Genomic DNA, 21,939 nt, shown 5'->3' on the forward strand with positions numbered 1-21,939 from the left:
TTAACCCTCCCATTCCGTCATCATCGTCGTCGCAAAATTCCTAAGCGGCAGTGAAATCTCCCGCCCCTGCCGGACGGATTCATACAGGGCGAAGATCATCTCCAGCGCCTTGCTGCCATCCCCTGCATCGATGAGCATCTGATCCGCATCTCCTTCCAGCGCCCGCACATAGGACTCATACATCAACTGATGTTCATCTATCTTAAGTTCATCTTCATCCGGCGGCTGGGCGCCGTCTTCGATGTACCAGCGTCTGATCTCATTCATCTTAATGCCGCCGATGCTGATTGTTCCCCGTTCGGCGAACAAGGTGACGGCATTGTCGAAGTTGCCGGGCTTCGAGATCGTATTGGCCTCGATGATCCCGATCCCCCCGCCAGCGAACTGGATGATGCCGGCGGCGATGTCCTCCGTCTCTTTGGGCATCGATGTCCGCGCCATCTTGCCGTAGACATGAACCGCATCACCAAGGAACCATTGGAGCAGATCGATCAGATGGATGCCTTGATTCAGCAGCATGCCGCCGTCCTGTTCCCAAGTTCCGCGCCAATGCGCTTCTTCATAATAGCGCTTGGAACGCTGCAAACGGATCGTCGCCGTTCCCATGTATACCCGGCCAAGCGCCCCTTGCTCGATCAGGTCTTTGACCCGGCGCATCAGCGGCCGATAGCGCAGCTGGTGGCAGATCTGTACCTTTAACGCCTTCTCCTCCGCAAGTTGAATGATGTGCTTCGCATCCGCCAAGCTGAGCGTCATCGGCTTCTCGAGGATCACATGTTTGCCTGCTTGCAAGGCACGCAGGGCCAATTCTGCATGCAAAGCGGAGTGGGTGCAGATCACTATGGCATCGATCCGATCATCCTGCAGCAGATGATCGACATCAAGGTGCTGCGAGATCCCTTTGCTGACCCCTCCGCGCATGCGATAGGCCTGCTCAGCCTCGCGCATCCGCTCTTCGCGGATATCGCACAGGGCCGCGAGCTCCGCTCCGCGGCATGCCGCCAGGGAAGCGATATGCCGGTCAGCGATGCGGCCGCAGCCGATCAAGCCGAAGCGAATCAATGCTCCGGACCTCCTTCCGCTTCCCGCAGCACACGGATCACAACGTCCTGTTCCTCTTCCTTAAGGAAAGGACTGAGCGGCACCGCAAACAGTCGCTGAGACTTCTGCTCAGCAACCGGATAGTCCCCCCATTGGGATCCCAGATGGCGATAAGCCTCTTGCAGATGCAGCGGCAGCGGATAATAGACCGCGCTCTGCACCCCTGCTTGCTGCAGCACCCTTAGCATCTCATCGCGCTTCGCCGATTCCAGACAATAGAGATGGTAGATATGCTTCCTGCCCTTCGCCTCCTGCGGGAGATGAAGATGCGAATGCCCGCTTAACCGCTCGTTATATCGCGCCGCTAATCGGCGGCGCTCAGCGTTCCATCCGTCGAGCTTGCGGAGGCAGACGCGCAGGATCGCCGCATGCAGTTCATCCAAACGGCTGTTATAACCGATCCGTTCATGATAGTACTTCTTCTTGCTGCCATGATGCCTTAACTGCCGGATCCGCTCCGCGAGCTGGTCATCGTTGGTCGTGATCAGCCCGCCGTCGCCGACCGTTCCTAGGTTCTTCGTGGGGAAGAAGGAGAAACATGCGGCATGCCCGATGCTGCCCGCCCGCATCCCGTGATACTCCGCCCCGAAGGCCTGACAGGCATCCTCGATGACCAATAGGCCGTGCCGCTTTGCTATATCCATGATTTCTTTCATATCTGCGGGCTGACCGAACAGATGGACGGGGATGATCGCCTTGGTGCGCTCCGTGATCGCCTCCTCGAGCCGTTCGACATCGAGGTTGTACGTCTGCTCATCGATATCAACGAAGACGGGCACCGCCCCTACCCGCGAGATCGCTTCAGCACTGGCGAAGAATGTAAAGGGCGTCGTGATCACCTCATCCCCCGGCCCGATCCCGCAGGCATCAAGTGTAAGCACCAAGGCATCCGTTCCATTCGCCACGCCGACGGCATGTTTGACACCGAGATAGATGGCCGCTTCAGCTTCCAATAAACGCACATTAGGACCTAAGATATAATGACCGGAGTCAATCACCGCTTCGATCTGCGGGATGATCTCATCCTTGATCGACTGAAATTGCCTCTGCAGATGTACCAATTCAATCATTCATATAACGCTCCTTTTCATCATTCGCATCCGTTTCCGGACATGAGGCCAAAGCATGGTTAAACGATGCTCAAAGGTATGTTCCCGCATAACCGCCGCTCTTGCCTTCATCCCAATCCTCAGCCGCTCCTCCGGGTGACGCAGGTAATACTCCACCAGCTCCAGCGTCTCCTCAGGAGAAGACGAGAGGACGATCTCCTCTCCCTCCCGGAACAAACGCATGAGTTCCGGCGTCCGGCTGGCGATCATAAACGCTCCTGTGCCCAAGATCTCGAAGGTGCGCTGCGTCACCTGATCCTCTGCATTTTGCACGCCCAGCATGATCCTGCTCTGATGATAAACTTCCGCCGTGCGTTCGAAGGGCAGGAATCCATGATCCCATTCCGGAGGCAACACCAAGCCGAACTCCTCCTGCAGCTGCTGCCGAACCTTCTGCCAGTTCCGTCCCCACACTTCCGTGCGAATCCCGGCCTTAACCAGCGGAAACAGCAGATGTTTCAAGCTCGTATATCGGTAAGTCCTTACTTCGAGATGTGTGGTACCGACGAAGGATAGATCATAGATCTCTCGGGAAAGATCGGTCTTAGGCGGAAATAAGCGGGGATTAAGTGCGAAGTTAAAATGAATCGCGGAGAATCCGTGCCGTTGATACATGGGAATGCAATCCGGATGCAGTGTCAAAATCAGATCGGGCTTCAATCTCTGCACCACGGGCAGGGAGATGCGGTCATAGTGAATCTTATCCTCCGTTGCCCAATATAAGTGGATCATGTGAAGCCGGTCGCATAGTTCCCGCAGCCGGACGGGCATCGCCGAGGGACCCTCCTCCCGGCAGCCAACAGTGATTAACAGATCCGGTTTGATCCGTTCTGCAGCTGCCGCAATCTCTCCATCTTCCCAAGACGGGAGGCAATATACGGCATGCCCTTGCTGCTTCAAAGCATCCCCCAGACTCTGGGTATAGTTCGACAACTCGGTGATGAACAGAATCTTATAAGGCTCCATAGCAAACACCTCCTTGTCACCCGTCTCACTGCGCTTACCCGTTTCACTGCGCTTGATGAGCATTCTCTAGAGAATATGTGGCGTGGATGAAGATGGAAACGGCTTATGCGGCATAAACGGCTATCCTGTCCTGCCCATTTTGCTTGAGGCTCCGGCGGTCGGTCCCTCGTCCATACACGGCGAACTCACCGATCGTTCAGCGGCATCCATGCAGCCAACAAAAAAAAACGCCGGGCTTCTTACCATCAGCCTCGGCGTTTCGTTGATCGTATGTATGAAAATGTATGACTGCTGCATGCTGAGCGGGCCCCTCAGAACCCATGGGGTCCTATCGAAGCAGCTTGCCCATCACTTGCGCGGATTCGATCACCTTAGGTGCGATCTCCTGCATCTTCTGCAGCGTGAACCGGTTCGAAGGACCGGATATGGACAGCGCTGCCGCCAGCTGCCCTGAACGATTGAAGATCGGCGCAGCCACCGCAGCCGCACCGAGTTCGCGTTCTTCGATGCTCGTCGCATAACCGAGCTTGCGAATGTCCTCCAGCTGCGCCAGATAGGCTTGTCGTTCCACCGAATCCGGCCAGCTGGGATCATTCAGCACCCTGTCGCGAACATCTTCGTCGGCGAAGGCCAGCAGCACCTTGCTGGAAGCACCGACATACAGGGGCAGCCTGGCGCCGACTTCTGCGACCCGGCGGATCGCTTGCCGGCTCTGCACCGCTTGGATGCGTATCCTCTCTATGCCGTCGCGGATGTACAAGGAAACCGTCTCTCCGATCGCATCGCGCAGTCTCTCCATCTCCGGCAGAAACAGAACAGCTGGGTTGTCCGTTTGGTCCAGGCTTGCCGCCAGCTCCCAGATCCGAATGCCCAGCCGATACTTGTCTGTATGTGAGTCGCGCACGATGAAGCCCTTGCCCTCAAGAGAAGCCAGGAGGCGATGAACGGTGCTCTTATGCAGACCGACCTTCGCAGAGATCTCCGAAAGACCCAGCTCCCGCTTCTCAGTAAAGCACAGCAAGATATCCATTGCTCGCTCTACGGCACGCACCGTCAGCTTCTGCTCCTCCACCGCCATCGCCTCCTTAGGAACTGTCATCAATGATAGATGTTCATGTATCGAACTAAAGCCAGCGCATCCGCGAATCCCTGTCTATGATTCTACTTCAACAGAGACAGGAATTCCGAGCGGGATGCCGCATCGGTGCGGAAGATGCCGCGTACGGCTGAAGTGACCGTCATACTGCCCGGCTTGCGGACGCCGCGGGCACACATGCACATATGCTCCGCTTCGACGACGACCATCACGCCGTGCGGTTCTAACACTTCCATCAAGATATCCGCGATCTCGGAAGTGATGCGTTCCTGCACCTGCAGTTTGCGCGTCACAGCTTCGGCCAGACGGGCGAACTTACTGAGGCCGGCGATCTTCCCGCTGGGGATATAGCCGATGTGGATCTTCCCGAAGAAGGGCGCCATGTGGTGTTCACATTGGCTGTAGAAGGTGATATCCTTCACGATGACCATCTCTTCATGCTGTTCATCGAAGGTGACGCCCAGCACCTCCCGCGGATCCAAGCTGTAGCCGGCGAAGATCTCCTCATACATGCGGGCTACGCGGGCCGGTGTATCCTGCAGCCCTTCGCGGTCGACATCTTCGCCGATTAAGCGCAAGATTGCCCGGATATGCTCCTCGATCTCCTGTCTGTTCTGATCAACCAGATGATTACGATATACTTTCAAAGAATCAGACATCTTGGTTACTCCTCTCTGACGGACTCAACACAGACTGATCTCCTGCAGCAACTTAAGAATGTTAGAACGCTGTATGAATCACTTGAATTTTTGTTTTTTGAGCATGTTCTGAACTTGGTTCAGCTGCTGTTTGTTGACTTTGTAGCCCATCTTCCTGGCCATCTCTTGAATCATCTTCGGATCGGACTGCATGCGTTCCAGCTGCTTGCGCAGGTAGAACACCCCGATGAAGAACCCGATTAAGATCCCTGCTAATCCCGTAAGGATCGGGAGGATGACATCCCACATTATTCCATTCCACCTTTACTGATCATCTAGTATAACGTATCAGAGTTTCCTCTCATCTATAAAAAAGCCGTTTAATAAAGCCAATTAATCTCTCATCTTCCTTAAGTCAATACCCGCTCGATGAAGATCGTCGGATGTTTGGCCAGGTCGATTTCTTTGACCTCGATATGGTCTGCGGTCTTATCCGCTTCGATCACCCGAACGATCGGCCGGCTGGGCAAACCCCGGTGTTGACCGACGATCACACCGATCTCCTTGGTCGAAAGCTGCACAGTGATCCCCGTTGGATAGACGGATACCACCTTTAAGAATTCCACCACACACTCGTAGTCCAGCACATTGCCTGCCATCGCCATCAACCGTTCACAGGCTTCATGCGGCATCACCGGCTTGTTGCTCGAATCGCCCGCCGTGAGATTATCGAACACATTCGCTACGGAGACGATCTTAGCATAGGGGTGGATCTGGTCCCCCGTCAGTTGTCTCGGGATCCCGGTCCCATCCACATGCTCATGATGCTGCAGAGCGATATGCGCAGACATCAAGCTGAATTCGTGCTTGTTCTTGATGAACTCAAAGCCCCGCCAAGTATGATGCTCCCTGCTCTCCGGATCCTCCCGTACATCGATGGGCAGACCCACTTTCCCCACATCATGCAGCAGGGCTCCCATAGCCAGTTCCTTAAGCTGCTGAGGTTGATAGCCCAGATTCATACCGATCAACACGGCCATGACACAGACATTCAAGGCGTGGATGAACTGCTGGTTGTCATGGGTGCGAATATCCGTCAGCTGGACGAGGATCTCCTTGTTCAAGAACAACTCTTCCAGCAATCGATCGATCGTTGTGCTGAGACTCTTCGTATGAAACTCCTTGCCGGACTTGATCGCTTCGAAGGTCTCGATCATCTTGTTGATCACGGCCCGCTTCGTCTCATCGGAGACAACCTGTTCCAATTCGACATCATCATACAACGGGTCCTTGATGTAGACCATCGTCACGCCCACTCGTTTGAGCGTGTTAATCATATAGACCGTTAACTGGACGTCCTCGGCCAAGAGCACCGTCCCATTGTTGGAGAAGATGCTGCGGCCTAAGATCTGGCCGGGTTCCAGCGAGTTAACATCGACGTATCTCATGTTGTTAGTGCCTCCTTAGCGGCCCACCTTAATCCATATTATTGATTTTTCCAGCCAGTTTCAAGCAATTCTTACTCTTCCGCTTCACCGCACAGCCGCTCCAGTTCGGTCAAGACCTCCGGGTCTTGTTCGACTTCCCTGGCCTTATGCAGTGCCCGTTCAGCTTCTTCGCCGCCGATCCGACTAAGAGCCCAAGCCGCCGTCGCCCGGATTACGGGGCGCGGATCGCGGATGATGAGTTCGGCTAGGAGAGGTATCGCCGTATGATCTTTGAAGTTGCCCAAAGCGATGATGGCGTTGCGCTGGATTGGCTTCTTGCCCCGCCATGATGAAGCGTTGTCCCCGTATCTGGCTTTGTATTCCCGGTTGGATATCGTAAGCAGCGGTTTGAGCAGCGGCTTGACCAATTCCGGGTCCGGCTGCAATTCGGGATGATGGGTAGAGTTGATCTTGCGATTCTTCGGACAGACGACCTGACAAGTATCGCATCCATAGAGACGGTTGCCGATCTTCTTCTTGAATTCATCCGGCAGCAGATCCTTGGTCTGTGTAAGGAAGGAGATGCAGCGCTGGGCATTCAGCTGCCCCGGTCCAACCAATGCACCGGTCGGACATGCATCGATGCAGATCGTACAATCGCCGCACCCCTCGGTGATCGGCTCATCCGGCGGGAAGGGAATATTCGTGATCATTTCACCGAGATAGACCCAGGAGCCGTACTCCGGGGTGATGATCGCACAGTTCTTCCCCGACCAGCCGATCCCCGCCCGCTCTGCAACCGCCCGATCGACCAGGGCTCCGGTATCGACCATGCTCATAAAGCGCGCATCAGGAACGCGCTCAGCGATCCATTCCTCGAGCCGCTTCAGCCGCTCGCGCAGCACATGATGATAATCCTTCCCCCATGCCGAGCGGGCCAGGATGCCGCGGTATGCGCCCGGCTCCGAACGCGGCGGGTTGGACATCTTAGCTGGGTAAGCCACGGCGATCGAGATGATCGAACGCGCCTCGCTCATATTAAGCGACGGATATACCCGCTTCTCGATATCCGGTTCTTCAAATCCAGACTCATACCCCTTGCGGCGGCGCTCGATCAACCGCTCCTTGAGCTCAAAGAAGGGATCTGCTGTCGTGAATCCGATCTTATCTATGCCTAAAGACTTCGCCGCCTGTTTGATCTCATCTTTAAGCTGCTGCCAAGCTGCTGGTTTGGCCTTATTCGCTGTTTCTGCAGGGGCCATAAGCAGATCCCCCTTTCTATTGTGAGTTTTGATCGTACGGTGTGATGCCTTAGTTGTTCAGTGACTGAATCGCCTCTCTCGCCAACGCATCACAGCGGTTATTCCATTCATTGTCGCTGTGACCCTTCACCTTGATATAAGTGACCTCGTGGATGTCCATCAGCTCCAACAGCCTGATCCACAAATCCTGGTTCTCAACGGGTTTGCCCTTGCTGTTCTTCCAGCCGTTCTGCTGCCATCCGATGTACCACCTCTCACGGAAGCAGTTCACCAGATATGCTGAATCGCTGTAACACTGAACCTTGCAAGGCTCCTTCAGCATCTCCAGCGCTCGAATGACAGCGGTAAGCTCCATGCGGTTGTTCGTTGTCTCGGGTTCCGCACCGGAGATTTCTTTGATATGCCCTTTATACATCAGCACAGCTGCCCAGCCTCCGGGGCCGGGGTTCCCTGAGCAAGCACCGTCCGTATAGATCACAACCTCTTTCAAGATCACTGCTCCTTACCGTTTTGTTTCCGATGTGCTTAAATTTATAAATGAATGAACATCTTAAATATCGCCGATCTTCGACACCGGCCACAGGATGAAGTCCGCCTTGCCTTTGATCATACCCTTAGGAATCCAGTTGATCAGCGGATTACGGCTGTCATTGCTTTCGCCGCGGCGGCGGTTATCCCCCAGGACAAAATACGATCCTTCAGGCACAACGCCCGGACCCCAATCCCCATCTTCGATCTTCGAGCTGGTGTAAGGCTCGTCCACCGCTTCCCCGTTCCGATAAAGCACGCCGTCAACGATCTCCAGGGTGTCCCCGGGAACGCCGACGATGCGTTTGACGAGGTATTTCTCCCGGCCGCCCAACGGATTCTCCAGAATGACGATATCCCCCACCTGCGGTTCGCGAATCAGATAGACCAATTTATTGACAAAAAGCCATTCCCCATCCGAAAGCGTTGGATCCATGGAATGACCTTCTACTTTCGACAGATGAAAAACAAATTGATTCAGCAGGAATACGATGACCACAGCGACAACCAGCGCCTTCAGCCAATCGAGCAATTCCCGCACGGCTTGCGATGTGCCTTGCGATGCACTTTGATTCATCCGATCACCCGTTCATGGATTTCCATTCTTCATAATAATGATAGGCTGTATGCTCCTCGAAGGGCGTCCTTGCTTCTTGCACGCGCTGCAGGAGCTTCTTCAGTCCTTGTCCGACTTTATGTTCCACAAGAGATGAGTAATGGTACAATCTGCGGTGTTCTGCATATTCATCCTCATCGACGACCACAATCTCACCGTCGGCCGTTCTAATCACATCGAGGTCATAGTCGATATACGTGATCGTATGGTGAGTAGCATCTTGATACGGCGGCGAGGCTACATTGCAATAGAATCGCACGCCTTCTTCTTCAAGCAAAGCCACGATGTTATACCATTCACCCGGTATGAAAAAAGAAACGCCAGGAACTTTACTCGTCCATTGGCTGCCATCGGCTTCTGAGATTAACGTCTGTTCATTGATCAAGATGAGCATCTGCTCCGCCGCATGTTCCGGCAGCAGCAATTGCTGCGGCACTAACCAGTTCTCATACCAGGTGCGATGGATGTGCCCGTTATGCTTAAAGCTCTTGATTACGTAACGCTCATAATCCGGCTTCATCCCGATCGCTTCCTTTACATATGGAGCTCAGCGCTTCTAGATTGAGCTTGCTTGAACTTGCACTTTTTGCACTTTAATAATAAGGTAATCATAATTATTTCAGAAAAGCAACACAATGTTTAAAGAATACCCGCCAGTAAAAACCATATAAAAAAAAGCCCCTTACCGGGGCAAGTAATCCGTCTATCAGCCGTTTACGATACGCAGCGAAGCGATTCCTGACATGAAATCCTTCGCCTGATAACCAAGCGACTCATAAAAGGAGCGAAGATGCTCATTGTGCCTGTCCAAAGCGATCATGATTTTGTTCACCTTGCGGTTCTGGAATCGCTTGTCCAGATGGCGGATCAACGTGCGGCCGATGCCGCGGTTGCGATGGCTGACATCGATCGCCAGGCGGTAGTAATATCCTTTGTTATCGTCCACCGTGCCGATAATCACACCGACAACTTGCTGATCAACCTCAGCTACTAAGATTAAGCCGCTGTCCAGCGAAAGCTGATTCGCCAGCGCATCGATCGTCTCCTCGTAGCAGTCCGCTGTCAGCACTTCCGACAACAAACGATTGACGCAAGCATGATCTGAAAGTCGAAAAGAGCGAATGATCATCTCATTAAGCCTCTCCTTCTAAATCGGGTATCCCATACGTGATCGAACCTATGATGCATGCGGTTAGTCGCTTGTGTTTTGCATAGCTGCGGTCTGGAACTGGTGGTAAATCTTCGTGACAGGATGAGTACTGTGAAGGTGTATAAGCTCTAACCTTGCTTCTGACATGTTACGGAATCATTGGCGGATGGTCTGTGACATATGTTTCCTAACGTGCGAATCGCTAATTGCTTTTAATATTATACGACATTAGCCGACATTGTCCTTCCCCAGAATCAAAAATAATTAAAAAATCATTAATTCCATTGTGAAAACGCTTTATTTTAAGCGCTTTCTTGTCTTTTTTTGAACAGGATGAAAGGTTGAGGATGAAAAAGGAAGAACAATATAAAGAAATTATGAAGAATATGGAACGCATGAGTTGGAGAGCCTATCATTTGTCGAAGGATTGCCCGAGATTTGTCGATACTTTTGAAACATAAGTATTGATTTATTATCATAAGTAGGCGATAATACATTTAGAAAAACCTACATATCGTATAGGAGGTTGTATACAATGGCACATCAACTGCCACCACTGCCGTATCCGAACAATGCTCTTGAGCCTTATATCGATGAGATGACGATGATGATTCACCATGATCGCCATCATAACACGTATGTGACCAACTTGAACAAAGCACTGGAAGGTCATCCTGAACTGCAAAGCAAGTCCGTTGAAGAACTGATCAGCGATCTCAATGCCGTACCGGAGTCGATCCGTACAGCGGTGCGCAACAACGGCGGCGGCCATGCTAACCACTCCCTGTTCTGGACGGTCATCGGTCCAAACGCCGGCGGCGAGCCGACTGGCAGCCTGGCTGAAGCGATCAACGCCGAATTCGGCAGCTTCGAGAAGTTCAAGGAAGAGTTCTCCGCTGCTGCAGCAGGCCGCTTCGGAAGCGGTTGGGCATGGCTGAGCCTGGACAACGGCAAGCTCGTTGTTCACAGCACGCCGAACCAAGACAGCCCGCTGATGGAAGGCAAGGTGCCGCTGCTCGGTCTTGACGTTTGGGAGCACGCTTATTACCTGAAATATCAGAACAAGCGCCCGGATTACATCGCTGCATTCTGGAATGTGGTGAACTGGGCAGAAGTTCAGAGAAGATATGACGAAGCGAAGAAGTAATCTGCGCTGATCACAAAACATGGCTTCTCACGACCCTTAGGGGTTCGTGGAAGCCATGTTTTTGTGGGGTCCTCTATTCGGTTTAACCTATGGCTGCTGCCGGGGTGCCTTGACTTGGATCGTTACTTCGGTGCAGTACCGCTCCTCAGAGCAGCGATCACGGAGTCCGCGAAGGGATGCCCGCTTCCCTCATAAGCGCGCACCGTCTCCTCGACATCATAACTTACGCGGCGCAGCGTGATGCTGTAATCCCGGCCGGCGGCTTCGATCAGCGCATAGGAACTGCGGGGATTGCCGTCGAAGGGAAGCCCCACGCTCCCCGTGTTCACCAGCACTTTGCCGGACAGATGGCGGATATACGGCTGATGAATATGGGCGTACACCGTGATCTGGGCATCGGTGTCCGCGAACATGCGAGCCATCTCTTCCTCAGATGCATCCGGCAGGATATTGTCCAGGATGTTCTGCGGATTCGCATGGACACAGCGCAGCTTTAGCTCCGAAGTCAGCTGCTGTTCATGCATGAATGGCAGCTCAGCCAGATACGTAAGCTGCTCTTCCGTAAGCCGCGCCCTCGTCCAAGCCATCTCTTCCAGGATCGCGGCTTCATGCTGCGAAGACTTGGCGAAGCCCGGCTGGATCTGACCGCTTCCGACCAATTCATCGATATTGCCCCTGATCACCGTCGTGTTCAGCTTGCGAATCGCCTCCACGCACTTCTCCGGCTGCGGTCCTTTGAAGACCAGATCCCCCAGCACGATGATGCGATCGGCTTGCTGCTCCTCAATATCACGCAGCACGGCTTGCAGCGCCGGATAGTTGCCGTGGATGTCTGCGATTAATGCCACGCGCATCTGCTCTCACTCCTTTATCTATTACGTTAGTCGCCATGATCCTGCAGCAGGTATAGAAGGACATGCTGTCACTTACTCTCCCCGCTCGGAATAATATCGCTCCAATATACGGATAAACACATTCGGCAGCGCCGCCTCCCGCCACGTCTCCCGCGACACCCAGATGACGGACGCCTCCTCGTCGGCCGGGCTGCCATCCGATGGATCGGCATCATAGGCAGCCGCAGCTTCCGCTGCAGCCCCTGCTTCTGCCGCAGCCGCCGTCCCTGCTTGCTGACTCCTGTCATCCTGCTCTCCGCCGGGCAGCTGTTCCAAAGGTTTGCCGAGCAGTTCCTCGATCTCATCCTCACCGCAGACATAAACCCTCAGCTTCCAGCGAATATGGCTGAAGATATGCTCCGCCTCCATATAGAATCGCTCCGACAGGCCGAACTGTTCCTGGGCTTCGAAGGGAAGCAGTTCATGGGGCAGTTCCCACATGCGGGCGAGCAGCCCCTCCGAAGGGCGCCTGCGCAGCATGATCTTGCCTTGCCGCTTACCGGTTCCCTCGATGATATAAACCGCTCTTTCCTCCGGACGCGGCTTCTTCGCCTTGCTCTTCACCGGCAATTCCTCGGCGGCGCCGGCCAAGTTCGCTGCGCAGTGTCCAGCGATGGGACAAGCCGTGCAATTCGGCGAACGCGGCGTGCAGATGGTCGCCCCGAGATCCATCATCCCTTGATTGAACTCCCCCGCTGCATCCTCGGGGATGATCCCGTACAGCATCTGCTCCACCTTGACCCGCGTCGATGCCTTCGCGATATCGTCATATAGAAGGAAGAATCGCGACATGACGCGGAGCACATTGCCGTCCACCGCTGGTTCGGGCAGCCCGAAGGCGATGCTGAGGATCGCCCCTGCGGTATACGGTCCGATGCCGCGCAGCTTGCTGATCTCTTCCCGGGTCTTCGGCATCTTGCCGCCGTACGCTTCCTGTATCGTTCGTGCAGCGATCTGCATATTGCGTACGCGGGAATAGTAGCCGAGGCCTTCCCAAGCCTTCAGCAGTTCCGCTTCCGGTGCTTCAGCCAAAGCAGCGATCGATGGGAACTTCTCTAAGAATCGCTGATAATATGGGATCACCGTATCCACCCTTGTCTGCTGCAGCATGATCTCTGACACCCATATATGATAGGGGTCCTTCGTTCTGCGCCACGGCAGATCCCGCTGGTTCGCCCGGTACCAGCGTACCAGCTGCTCAGCGAACCACTGTTTCTTGAACGCATCCATATGATCTATACAACTCCAATTCAAGCGCGATGATCCATTTCCTTTACCAGATACGTTGCCTCCTGTTCCATTTCTTTATTTTATCATAAACGATTATGAGACCAACTTTAACCCGACCGTCGAAACAAGGATGATGATGATGAACAAGATTCTTCGCCAATCCGCCGATTCCTTGAACCAGAGGATTCCCACGATCGCTCCGCCCGATGCGCCGATCCCGGTCCAGACCGCATAGGCCGTTCCCATCGGCAGCGTCCGCATCGCCAGCGCTAAGCATACGAAGCTGAGACCGAAGCCCGCTGCCAATCCCAGCGCCGACCAGATATCGCGGCGGCGGTGCAGCTGGTTGATCATGATCACGCCTGTCATCTCGAACAAGCCGGCGAGCACCAGCCAGATCCATGCCATCAGCCCTCAACCTCCTGCTTCTTCTCCTCATTGGAGGTGACGAGCTTAAGACCGATCACGCCGATGAGCAGCGTGCCGATCAGGAGAAGCTTGACGATATCCACCGGTTCATCGAAGAACAGGATCTCCGACAGCACCGTGCCTGCTGTGCCCAGCCCGACGAATACCGCGTACACCGTGCCTACCGGCAGATATTTGCCCGCTGCGATCAACGCATAGAAACTGATCACGATGGCGATGATCGTCACGATCCAGCTCAGCACATCATCCGCATGTTTCAAGCCGATCACCCAGACGACCTCGAAGGCCGCTGCGATGATGATCTTCAGCCATTCCTTCGTCATCTTGGACATGCTCTTCTCTCTCCTTATCGCAGTTAACCTCATCATCCCATACAAAAAAGCCCGAGAAACTTGGCAGATACCAAAGAATCTCCCGGGCTTTTGTCCCTCCGTGCCGCCAAGGCTTTCATCCAAACCTCAGCGCGTTCTCTCTCGGTCCAGTCCTGCGGCTCACAGCGGAACCCTAGAGAACTTAATGATGTATGTGATTGATGTATCCCATTATACTCCAACATTGGGCAGATGTCCAAGTTCACTTCATCACCCACATGACGAACAACCCGATCACCGCCGCCCACATCGCTCCTCCGATCGCGATCCCCCAGGCGATCCCGCGGGCGATTCGCAGGGGATCTTCATGCAATTCGTCATATTCTTCCTGCCGTCTGCCTTCCTGCATCTCTTCATTAACCTCCCTATACCGCTTATAGGAACAGTATCGGAAAGCTGCTGCACCCTTATACGAACGACTTGCTATAATATATGTCAACTTAGCTTGGTGATGATTTGAACATTTTTGTGAACAATCGCCTAAACCCTTTGGAAATGATTCGCAATTAGCATACAATGAGGGCAGATAACCTCATGCCAAGCGATCCATTACCTATACATGCAGCAGTACGAAAAAGGCAGGATATTCCATAGTAAAATTACACAATAACATCCATACTTCATACACAAGATGTTAATCCTAAGATCACATAGAAAGGACGGATAAACGGATGTCTATATCGAAGAAACGCGCTGTCATCGCTCTTCTCGCCATTTCTTCCTTGATCTTCACAGCGGCCTGCGGAGACGGGGGTGCGGCACGCCCGAATACCGGCAACAACCAGGACGGAAGCGTCAACGCCGTCTCGGAAGCCCCCGCAGCATACCGCAATTCCTGCATCGGCTGCCATGCCGCAGATCTCAGAGGCAATGTCGGTCCGAACAGCAATCTTCAGAAAGTCGGTTCCAGACTAAGCCGTGACGAGATCGCCGACATCATCGCCAACGGCAAGCCGAACACGCGAATGCCGGCTTTCAGCAAACAATTAAGCGAAGAAGAGATCCAAGAGCTCGCCGACTGGCTGGCTGAGATGAAGTAGCCCTCATCTCGACAACTAGACCGCCGCCATGGAGCACTCCGGTTGCTGTGGGAGTCCCATGTGCGGCGGTCTTTTTCAGACGCATTAAGATGACTGCGCCATGCGGTATTCCGACGGCGTCTTGCCGACGACCTTTTTGAATACCTGGGTAAAATACCTCGGATCCTGATAGCCGACGAGGGGCGCGATCTGGAAGACCTTGATCTCCGAGTTGCGCAGGATAGAGCAAGCCTTGTCGATCCTGTACTTGGTGAGATATTCCAAGAACGTGCAGCCCATCACTTGCTTGAACAGCACACAGAAATGACTGCAGCTCAGCCCCACCAGCTCCGCCACCTCATCGATCCCCAGATCATGGTCATAATGCTGCTCTACATAGTCGAGCACCTTTCGCACGATCGCCTGCGCATCCACGCGCTGATCCTGTTCCGTCGCTTGCTGAATCCATCGGCGGAACTGCTCCCGAATCTCTGCGATCATCTCTTCCAAGGTCACCAAGGAGGTCAAACGGCTGAGCAGCGGCTCCAGCTGCCCATGCTGCATCTGATGGTAAGCATCCAATTGGCGGTGAAGCATGACGACCAGCTGGATCAAGATATGAAGCACAGTCTGCTTAGGCGCAGAAGCGCTGCTCAGATCCCTCTCCAGTGCCGCTAGTCCCCGGTCCACCCGCGGCCAATCCAGCGTTCTCAGGGCATCTGAGAGCTCCTTCTCCAGCTGCAGCGGGTAATGGACGGGCACTTCCTCTCCCTGTGCCAAAGCCGCTCCATCCTCCTGTCTTTCACCGTCCATGTACACCTTCTCCTTGCCGTAAGTGAAGCGGCGGTACAAGGCTTCGCGGCAGCTCTGATAACTCGCCTGGAGGCTGTCGATATGCTCGAAGCGGCGGCTGATCGCCACGGACACCGAGAGCTTGGTGCACTTCTTGATCGTCTCGATCAGTTCGCCGGCGATCCGTTTCATCTCTGCGGCGTCGATTCCTTGCATGATGTAGATCCACTCGCCGTTATGATAAGGGAATACCGTGAAGCAGCCGCGGGCCATGAGGTATTCATTCAGGATATTGTTGACCGCAAAGTTCCACAAGCGCCGTTCCTCCGCGCTCCAACCAGCGATCACGGCCTCGTAATCGTCCAGGTTGACAAGCCCCATATAATAGGGCGAACGCAGCTCCCACTCGTCTAGCCAGTAATCCTGACGAAACTGACTATACGGCAGGCCGTCCCTTCCTTCGATCAGACCGTAGAACATGCGCTCGCGCACCAGTGAAGACAAGGATCGCAGAGATCGACGCAGTGTGTCCTGTTCCTGCGACGTCTTCCTCCGCTGTTCGATGCGCTCCTTCGCTTGGATGAGCACCTCCTGCAATTCATCGTGATCGATGGGCTTCAGAAGATAATTAAAGGCACCATGCTTAATCGCTTCACGGGCGTACTCGAACTCTCCGTAACCGCTCAATATGATGAACATGACATCCGGATCTTGCTCCATGACCGTCCGCATTAATGTAATCCCGTCGATCGAGGGCATGCGGATATCGCTGATGATGATGTCCGGCCGCTCCTTACTCACGATCTCCAGCGCAGCTTCCCCGTTCCTGGCCGAACCGGCGAGTTTAAGCCCCAGCGCTTCCCATGGGATCACCTTCGTCAGACTGCGCAGGATGATCGGTTCATCATCGACGATGATGACTTTGCACACCGCTTCGCTCATATCAGATTCCCTCCCAGCTAAGATCTGCTGCCTGCTCAGCTTTGCTGCAGGGCTTCCCTTATCCGCTTCTCCCTGCTTCTTCCCGTTTCCTCCAGCTTTCCTCTGCTTCTTCCCGCTTCAGATTTACCCCGCTTCTTCCCCGCTCTTCCTGCTTTCACGGCTTCTCCCCGCTTCTCCCTTACCTGTTCTCCCTGAGTTTCCAGTAGGCAGTCGACGCTGCATCCAGCTCCCGCAGCGCTTCCTCGGGTGAAATCTGCAAGTTGATCAAACGATCCACCACGCTGAGGAAGGACTTGGTGACTTCCGGTGACAGCACATTATCATAAGCGATGAAGGTCTCGGTCCCTTGCTCCATTAACTGATGAACCTGCACGAATACAGGTCCGGTCTGCGACGGATCGATCGGGATGGCCATGGAGGGAAGCCGCTGCCCTTCATATACGATGCGCGCCTGTACTTCTTCGGTGTACATCGCCGCTAGAAGATCATAGGCCGCTTCCTTCTGCTTCTCCGTCAGATTGGATGATAAAGCGATGCCGATCGTATAGCCCCCCGTCAGGCTGCGCGGTTCACCCGGCCTAAGTGAAGGAAACGGCATCACGCCGATCTGATCCTCGAAGCCGCCCGTGCCTTCCGCATCCCGGAACATCGTGATGTCCCAGCTGCCGTTCACATACATCGCCGCCCGGCCGCTCGTGAACAAGCGGATCGCTTCCTCCGTTGAGAGATCCGAAGCATCGCGGTTAAAAGCGCCGTCCTCAGCCAGCTGCTGAAGGGCGGTCAAGGCCTTCAAGTAGTGCTCGTTATAGAAAGAAGCCCCGCCTTCATAGGCAATGCGTTCGATCAATTCAGGACCGGCATAGCGATCCATCAAGTAGTGGGCGTAGATCGCTCCCGGCCACAGCTCCTCGTTGCCCAAGGCAAAGGGGATATAGCCATGCTCGCGCAGCACATCCGTCACATGGAAGAGCTCTTCAATCGTCTTCGGCGGCGTCAGCTGCAATTCTTCGAACAGCCTGCGGTTGTAATAGACCGGCTCGGCATGCCCCTCGAAAGGCAGGCCATAGACCCGGTCGTCGAAGGTCCAGAGCCGCAAATCATGGAAATGCAGGTCCAATTCCTCAACCAGCGAGGTAAGGTCCATCAGCCGCGCTGATCTTGCATAGGGTTCGAGCTCCGCTCCCCCGAACAACACGAACAGATCCGGCGGCGTCCCCGTGACCATCTCGCTCTTCAGCTTCTGTTCGCGATGAATCGTCTGATCCAGTCCTTCAAAGTTCACCTTCACATGGGGATGCTCCTGTTGAAATTCATTCACCACATCCAGGAATATGCGATAGAGGGGCTGTTCATGCTCTTTCGTCCAGATATGGCGAAAGGTGAGCGTGACCTTCTCAGGCTCCGGTTCCCCCAAGGGCTCCAAGCTGCCCTGCATGCTGTAGAAGATCACCGCCCACATCACCAATGCATAGAGCAGGATCCAGCTGTATTTTCGAATGAGCCTCATCCCATCCCCTCCCTGGGCTTGTCCAACACCGCCCGCTCCAGCTGCTCCTCCTGCGGCAAGATCTTCGGTACGCGGATACGCACGATCGAGCCTTCGCCCGGCGAGGAACAGATCATCATTCCGTAGGGGCTGCCGAAACGGATGCGGATGCGCTCATGAACATTGCGAAGGCCCACGCCGCTGTCCTTGTACTTCTTGTCCACGGGCCGCTCCCACAGGTTTAGGAGCACCTGCTCATCGAAACCGGGGCCGTTATCGATGACTTCGATCAGCACTTCCTGGGCGGCCTCGATCGCCCGGATCTGGATGAAGCCCGTCTGTTTCATGGGTTCGATGGCATGGTACAGGGCATTTTCGACGAGCGGCTGGACGATCAGCTTCTGCGTTAACACCGGCTCCAGATGCGGCGGCAGATCGATGTCGAATTCGAACCCGTCCTCGAAGCGGAACTTCTGGATATTCAGATAATGGCGAACATGCTCGAACTCAGTGCTGAGCGGGATCAGCTCCTGGTTCTCGCTGATGCTGATGCGGAGCAGCCTGCCCAGCGAGACGACCATCTTGCTGATATCCTTGTTGCCAGCCATGACAGCCATTGAGTTGATCGATTCCAAGGAATTGTAGATAAAATGCGGATTGATCTGCGCAACGAGCGCTTGCAGCTCCGCCTCCTTCTTCCGTTCCTGCTCCACCTTCACCCGCTGCAGCAGTTCCTCGATCTGACTGCTCATCTTGTTGAAGCCGTGTACGAGCATATCGGATTCATCGCTCTGCGACCTGCCGGCCGGGATGCGCGTGAACACCCCCTGCTCGACACGGCGCATGCCATTGACTGTACTGCTTATGCTGCGGATCAGACGCGAGACGAAGAAGCGGTCGAAGATCCACGCCGACAACAGCGAAAAAGCTGCCAGGATCAGCGCCGTATTGCGAATCGGTGCAGATTCGGCCTGTAAGACTTTCGTCGGGGTAATCGCGATCAGATACCAATTCGGGTTATAAGAAGGAAGGTATGTGATGAGGGATTCCTCGCCCAAATAGTGATCAATATAGGAATTTCTCTCCTGTGACCGAGAACGCAGGAAGGGGAAGCGCACCTCTTCCCCCATATGCTCGCCGGACTTGTCATAGACGATCGCCCCGCGGTGATTGACGAGCAGCACATCGCCGCTCTCCATCGTGGCTGTATCATAGAAAACCTGTTCCAGCAGCTCAGCCTTCAAGGTGATCACCAGTGCTCCAATGTCGTGAAGGGAATAATAATCCTTAATCACACGGGCATGAACCAACACTGGGCGGTCCGCGATGAGTGATCCATTCTCCCCCGGCCCCGACCATACCGGCCGTCCATCCGCAGACTCCATCTCGTCATACCAGGGTTGATGAATGATTTCTGACCATGGCCTGTCTTCGTTATAACTGTACACCAGTCGATCCATCGAATAGAGGCCGAAGGACTCGATCATCGGGTGGTGGATGAGCAGGTTGTTGATCTCCTGCCTCATATCATGATCCAGTTCCACGTCAGGATGTTTAAGCAGACGCTGGATCACCGGCTGCGTAATCGCCGAATTCGAGATCGTCGTGATCTCGTTCAGCGCAAACTTGAGCTTGCGGTCCGTCTCCATGAGGGAGACCATATAGAAATTGCTCGATTGCGTCTCGATCGCATTGGAGAAGATCGTATACGAGATCGTCCCGATCGAGATGACCGGGATAAACACCAGGAGAATGTTCGCCAGCAGAATCTTGGGCCGGAGCTTCAGCATAACCCACCCCTTATCTGTAAACGCATTCAACTAATGTTTATCCCAATATCCTGATATTGTCAATGTCATCCATTCATCACCACGGCATCAGCTTTTGACCGCTCCGGAAGTCAGTCCCGCGATGAACCAGCGGCTGAAGAGCAAGAACACGATCAGCAGGGGCAATGTTGCCATGAATGTCGCCGACAGGATCATGCCGTAATCCAGCCCGTCGCGCGTATGGAACAATTGCTGCAAGGCAATCTGAATCGTATAGTGACTCCGGTCCTTCAATACGACGAAAGGCCAGAAGAAATCATTCCATGTGTTCATGAAGGTGAAGATCCCAAGGGTTGCATAGGCCGGCGTGATGATCGGCACCACGATTTTGCTGAAGATATGCAGATGCCCTGCGCCGTCGATCCGTCCGGCTTCCAGAAGTTCAGAATTCACCGCGCTCGAGATATATTGGCGCATCCAGAAGATGCCGAAGGCGTTCACCATCGCCGGTACGATAACCGCATAATAAGTATCGATCCAGCCCAGTTTCGCCATGATCACATAAGTAGGCAGGACACTGAGTTGTGTCGGTACGAACAGCGTGCCCAGCACGAAGATGAACAGTGTGCGCTTGAACTTGAATTCATACTTTGCAAATGCATATCCGGCCAGCGAACAGAACAACAGCACGGACAAGGTCACCGCCGATGAGATCATGACCGAATTAAGGATCGCTGTCCAGAACTCCGTCTTCGACAGCGCTCGCTGAAAGTTTTCGACGAATTGATCACCAATCGTAACTACGGGCGGAATCCGGGTAGCCGCTCCCCTGCCGTTGGAACCGATGACGAACATCCAATAGAATGGGAAGACCGAAATGATCGCGCCGGTGATTAAGAACACATAATATAAGACCTTCGTGATCACTCCGGGTTGATCACCCTTCGTCTGCATCACAATCCACCTCCGTCATCCGTACCGCCGATGCGGCGCGTTGCCGCGATGTTGATTAAGGAGAAGATGATGGTGAAGAACAACAGGATCACCGCCGTTGCCGCTGCCGTTCCGAAGAACGAATTGCTGAAGGCCTCGGTATACAGATAGATGACCATCGTGATCCCTTCGGAGCGGGTGGAACTTGTCCCGGACTGACCTAAGTAGACATACGGCTCCGTAAACAGCTGCAGCGAGCCGATCGTCGACATCATCACGGTGAACAGCACGAAGGGTCTCAGCAGGGGCAGGGTAATCCGGGTCATGATCTGCCAGCGGTTCGCACCGTCGATCCTCGCCGCTTCATAGAGATCCGTCGGTATGCTTTGCATCCCTGACAGATAGATGATCGTGTTGTATCCCGTCCACCGCCACATGATCATCGTTGCGATAGCGATCTTGACACCCCACCAGCCGGACGTCCAATTGACCGGGTCCACGCCGAGCAAGCCGAAGAACCAGTTCACCATGCCGCCGGAGCTGAACAGCGCGCTGAAGACCAGCGTTACAGCGACGATCGACGTGATGTTCGGCATGAAATAGAGCACGCGAAAGGTCTTCTTAAAGCGGGTGATCTGGGAATTCAGGAATGCAGCCAATACAAGTGCCAGCATTAGCTGGGGAATCGTCCCCATGGCACTGATCAGCAGTGTATTGGTAAAGGAAGTCCAGAAGATCGGATCTTCGACAACAAATTTGAAATTCTGCAATCCGACATATTTCATCGGCCCCAAAGCATCCCAGCGGAATAAGGACAGATACAGGGTGAAAATAATCGGATAAAGGCCGAAAATGGCGAATATTACGAAAAAAGGCGATATGAACAAATAAGCCGTTAGACTGCTTCTTCTTCTCTCCGTCAGCCAGATGCGTTTCTGTGCCGTGCCGGCAGAGGATGGAACCGTCTGTGGCATAGGACACCTCCATCATGCGAGTAGTAGGAAGAGTTCGCCGAGAGCAACACTGCTCCGGCGA

The 21,939-nt window shown here is 54.1% G+C and carries 25 protein-coding genes and 1 riboswitch; of the genes, 2 read left to right on the forward strand and 23 right to left on the reverse strand.

From position 1 onward, the window contains the following. The 12 genes from PRECH8_RS06090 to PRECH8_RS06145 form a co-directional block, all read right to left on the reverse strand. Window positions 1-1,062: a Gfo/Idh/MocA family protein gene (locus tag PRECH8_RS06090; protein ID WP_200966211.1), complete on the reverse strand. Its 1,062-nt coding sequence runs from the start codon at window positions 1,060-1,062 to the stop codon at window positions 1-3. Continuing rightward, complete coding sequence (locus tag PRECH8_RS06095) at window positions 1,059-2,171, reverse strand: DegT/DnrJ/EryC1/StrS family aminotransferase (protein ID WP_200966212.1); 1,113 nt, start codon at window positions 2,169-2,171, stop codon at window positions 1,059-1,061. The genes PRECH8_RS06090 and PRECH8_RS06095 overlap by 4 nt, the downstream gene beginning before the upstream one ends. Then, window positions 2,172-3,176 carry a CgeB family protein gene (locus PRECH8_RS06100; protein WP_200966213.1) on the reverse strand — a complete coding sequence of 335 codons (1,005 nt, stop codon included), beginning with the start codon at window positions 3,174-3,176 and terminating at the stop codon, window positions 2,172-2,174. A 328-nt stretch (window positions 3,177-3,504) separates the two neighbouring features. Then, complete coding sequence (locus tag PRECH8_RS06105) at window positions 3,505-4,248, reverse strand: IclR family transcriptional regulator (protein WP_200966308.1); 744 nt, start codon at window positions 4,246-4,248, stop codon at window positions 3,505-3,507. Between the two features lie 89 nt (window positions 4,249-4,337). Continuing rightward, the gene (gene folE / locus PRECH8_RS06110) at window positions 4,338-4,931 is read right to left on the reverse strand and encodes a GTP cyclohydrolase I FolE (RefSeq protein WP_200966214.1); all 594 of its coding nucleotides are present in this window, start codon (window positions 4,929-4,931) and stop codon (window positions 4,338-4,340) included. Between the two features lie 78 nt (window positions 4,932-5,009). Continuing rightward, window positions 5,010-5,219, reverse strand: a complete 210-nt coding sequence (locus PRECH8_RS06115; protein WP_200966215.1) for a YneF family protein — start codon at window positions 5,217-5,219, stop codon at window positions 5,010-5,012. A 101-nt stretch (window positions 5,220-5,320) separates the two neighbouring features. Further along, entirely contained in the window at window positions 5,321-6,358 is a 1,038-nt protein-coding gene (locus PRECH8_RS06120) for an HD-GYP domain-containing protein (protein WP_200966216.1), read from the reverse strand. A 71-nt stretch (window positions 6,359-6,429) separates the two neighbouring features. After that, entirely contained in the window at window positions 6,430-7,599 is a 1,170-nt protein-coding gene (gene queG, locus PRECH8_RS06125; protein WP_200966217.1) for a tRNA epoxyqueuosine(34) reductase QueG, read from the reverse strand. Window positions 7,600-7,648: 49 nt separating this feature from the next. Then, complete coding sequence (rnhA, locus tag PRECH8_RS06130; protein WP_200966218.1) at window positions 7,649-8,089, reverse strand: ribonuclease HI; 441 nt, start codon at window positions 8,087-8,089, stop codon at window positions 7,649-7,651. Window positions 8,090-8,149: 60 nt separating this feature from the next. Beyond that, window positions 8,150-8,704, reverse strand: coding sequence for a signal peptidase I (gene lepB, locus PRECH8_RS06135; protein WP_200966219.1), 555 nt, complete (start codon window positions 8,702-8,704; stop codon window positions 8,150-8,152). A 4-nt stretch (window positions 8,705-8,708) separates the two neighbouring features. Then, the gene (locus tag PRECH8_RS06140; RefSeq protein WP_200966220.1) at window positions 8,709-9,263 is read right to left on the reverse strand and encodes a DUF402 domain-containing protein; all 555 of its coding nucleotides are present in this window, start codon (window positions 9,261-9,263) and stop codon (window positions 8,709-8,711) included. 186 nt (window positions 9,264-9,449) lie between these two features. Beyond that, window positions 9,450-9,812: a GNAT family N-acetyltransferase gene (locus tag PRECH8_RS06145; protein WP_503826590.1), complete on the reverse strand. Its 363-nt coding sequence runs from the start codon at window positions 9,810-9,812 to the stop codon at window positions 9,450-9,452. Between the two features lie 616 nt (window positions 9,813-10,428). Here PRECH8_RS06145 and PRECH8_RS06150 point away from each other — a divergent pair. Next, window positions 10,429-11,040, forward strand: coding sequence for a superoxide dismutase (locus PRECH8_RS06150; protein WP_200966222.1), 612 nt, complete (start codon window positions 10,429-10,431; stop codon window positions 11,038-11,040). Window positions 11,041-11,162: 122 nt separating this feature from the next. Here the strand turns inward: PRECH8_RS06150 and PRECH8_RS06155 are convergent, their stop codons facing one another. From PRECH8_RS06155 to PRECH8_RS06175, 5 genes are all read right to left on the reverse strand, one after another. Continuing rightward, the gene (locus tag PRECH8_RS06155) at window positions 11,163-11,894 is read right to left on the reverse strand and encodes a metallophosphoesterase family protein (RefSeq protein WP_200966223.1); all 732 of its coding nucleotides are present in this window, start codon (window positions 11,892-11,894) and stop codon (window positions 11,163-11,165) included. A gap of 72 nt (window positions 11,895-11,966) precedes the next feature. Beyond that, on the reverse strand, window positions 11,967-13,163 hold the full coding sequence (gene mutY, locus PRECH8_RS06160) for an A/G-specific adenine glycosylase (protein ID WP_200966224.1): 1,197 nt from the start codon (window positions 13,161-13,163) through the stop codon (window positions 11,967-11,969). Between the two features lie 93 nt (window positions 13,164-13,256). Then, the gene (locus tag PRECH8_RS06165; protein WP_276569094.1) at window positions 13,257-13,571 is read right to left on the reverse strand and encodes a DMT family transporter; all 315 of its coding nucleotides are present in this window, start codon (window positions 13,569-13,571) and stop codon (window positions 13,257-13,259) included. Then, window positions 13,571-13,915: a DMT family transporter gene (locus PRECH8_RS06170; protein WP_200966310.1), complete on the reverse strand. Its 345-nt coding sequence runs from the start codon at window positions 13,913-13,915 to the stop codon at window positions 13,571-13,573. The genes PRECH8_RS06165 and PRECH8_RS06170 overlap by 1 nt, the downstream gene beginning before the upstream one ends. Before the next feature lie 86 nt (window positions 13,916-14,001). Then, window positions 14,002-14,111, reverse strand: a riboswitch (guanidine-I (ykkC/yxkD leader). 54 nt (window positions 14,112-14,165) lie between these two features. Then, window positions 14,166-14,312, reverse strand: coding sequence for a hypothetical protein (locus tag PRECH8_RS06175; protein WP_200966225.1), 147 nt, complete (start codon window positions 14,310-14,312; stop codon window positions 14,166-14,168). Between the two features lie 322 nt (window positions 14,313-14,634). Here PRECH8_RS06175 and PRECH8_RS06180 point away from each other — a divergent pair, with 322 nt between their 5' ends. Further along, window positions 14,635-15,003, forward strand: a complete 369-nt coding sequence (locus tag PRECH8_RS06180; protein WP_200966226.1) for a c-type cytochrome — start codon at window positions 14,635-14,637, stop codon at window positions 15,001-15,003. A gap of 84 nt (window positions 15,004-15,087) precedes the next feature. Here PRECH8_RS06180 and PRECH8_RS06185 read toward each other — a convergent pair whose 3' ends face one another. The 6 genes from PRECH8_RS06185 to PRECH8_RS06205 all read right to left on the reverse strand — a co-directional run bounded on the left by PRECH8_RS06185 (window position 15,088) and on the right by PRECH8_RS06205 (window position 21,878). Beyond that, window positions 15,088-16,716 carry a response regulator gene (locus tag PRECH8_RS06185; protein WP_200966227.1) on the reverse strand — a complete coding sequence of 543 codons (1,629 nt, stop codon included), beginning with the start codon at window positions 16,714-16,716 and terminating at the stop codon, window positions 15,088-15,090. 35 nt (window positions 16,717-16,751) lie between these two features. After that, window positions 16,752-16,874 (reverse strand): hypothetical protein, encoded by a 123-nt coding sequence (locus PRECH8_RS14615; protein WP_276569095.1) that lies wholly within the window; start codon window positions 16,872-16,874, stop codon window positions 16,752-16,754. 20 nt (window positions 16,875-16,894) lie between these two features. Continuing rightward, on the reverse strand, window positions 16,895-18,223 hold the full coding sequence (locus PRECH8_RS06190) for an ABC transporter substrate-binding protein (RefSeq protein ID WP_200966228.1): 1,329 nt from the start codon (window positions 18,221-18,223) through the stop codon (window positions 16,895-16,897). After that, window positions 18,220-19,989, reverse strand: a complete 1,770-nt coding sequence (locus PRECH8_RS06195; protein ID WP_200966311.1) for a cache domain-containing sensor histidine kinase — start codon at window positions 19,987-19,989, stop codon at window positions 18,220-18,222. The genes PRECH8_RS06190 and PRECH8_RS06195 overlap by 4 nt, the downstream gene beginning before the upstream one ends. Before the next feature lie 90 nt (window positions 19,990-20,079). Further along, the gene (locus tag PRECH8_RS06200) at window positions 20,080-20,925 is read right to left on the reverse strand and encodes a carbohydrate ABC transporter permease (RefSeq protein WP_200966229.1); all 846 of its coding nucleotides are present in this window, start codon (window positions 20,923-20,925) and stop codon (window positions 20,080-20,082) included. Beyond that, entirely contained in the window at window positions 20,925-21,878 is a 954-nt protein-coding gene (locus PRECH8_RS06205) for a carbohydrate ABC transporter permease (protein ID WP_200966230.1), read from the reverse strand. The genes PRECH8_RS06200 and PRECH8_RS06205 overlap by 1 nt, the downstream gene beginning before the upstream one ends. Window positions 21,879-21,939: the final 61 nt, after the last annotated feature.

Origin of the sequence: Insulibacter thermoxylanivorax, assembly GCF_015472005.1 — a bacterium.
GTDB lineage: Bacteria > Bacillota > Bacilli > Paenibacillales > DA-C8 > Insulibacter > Insulibacter thermoxylanivorax.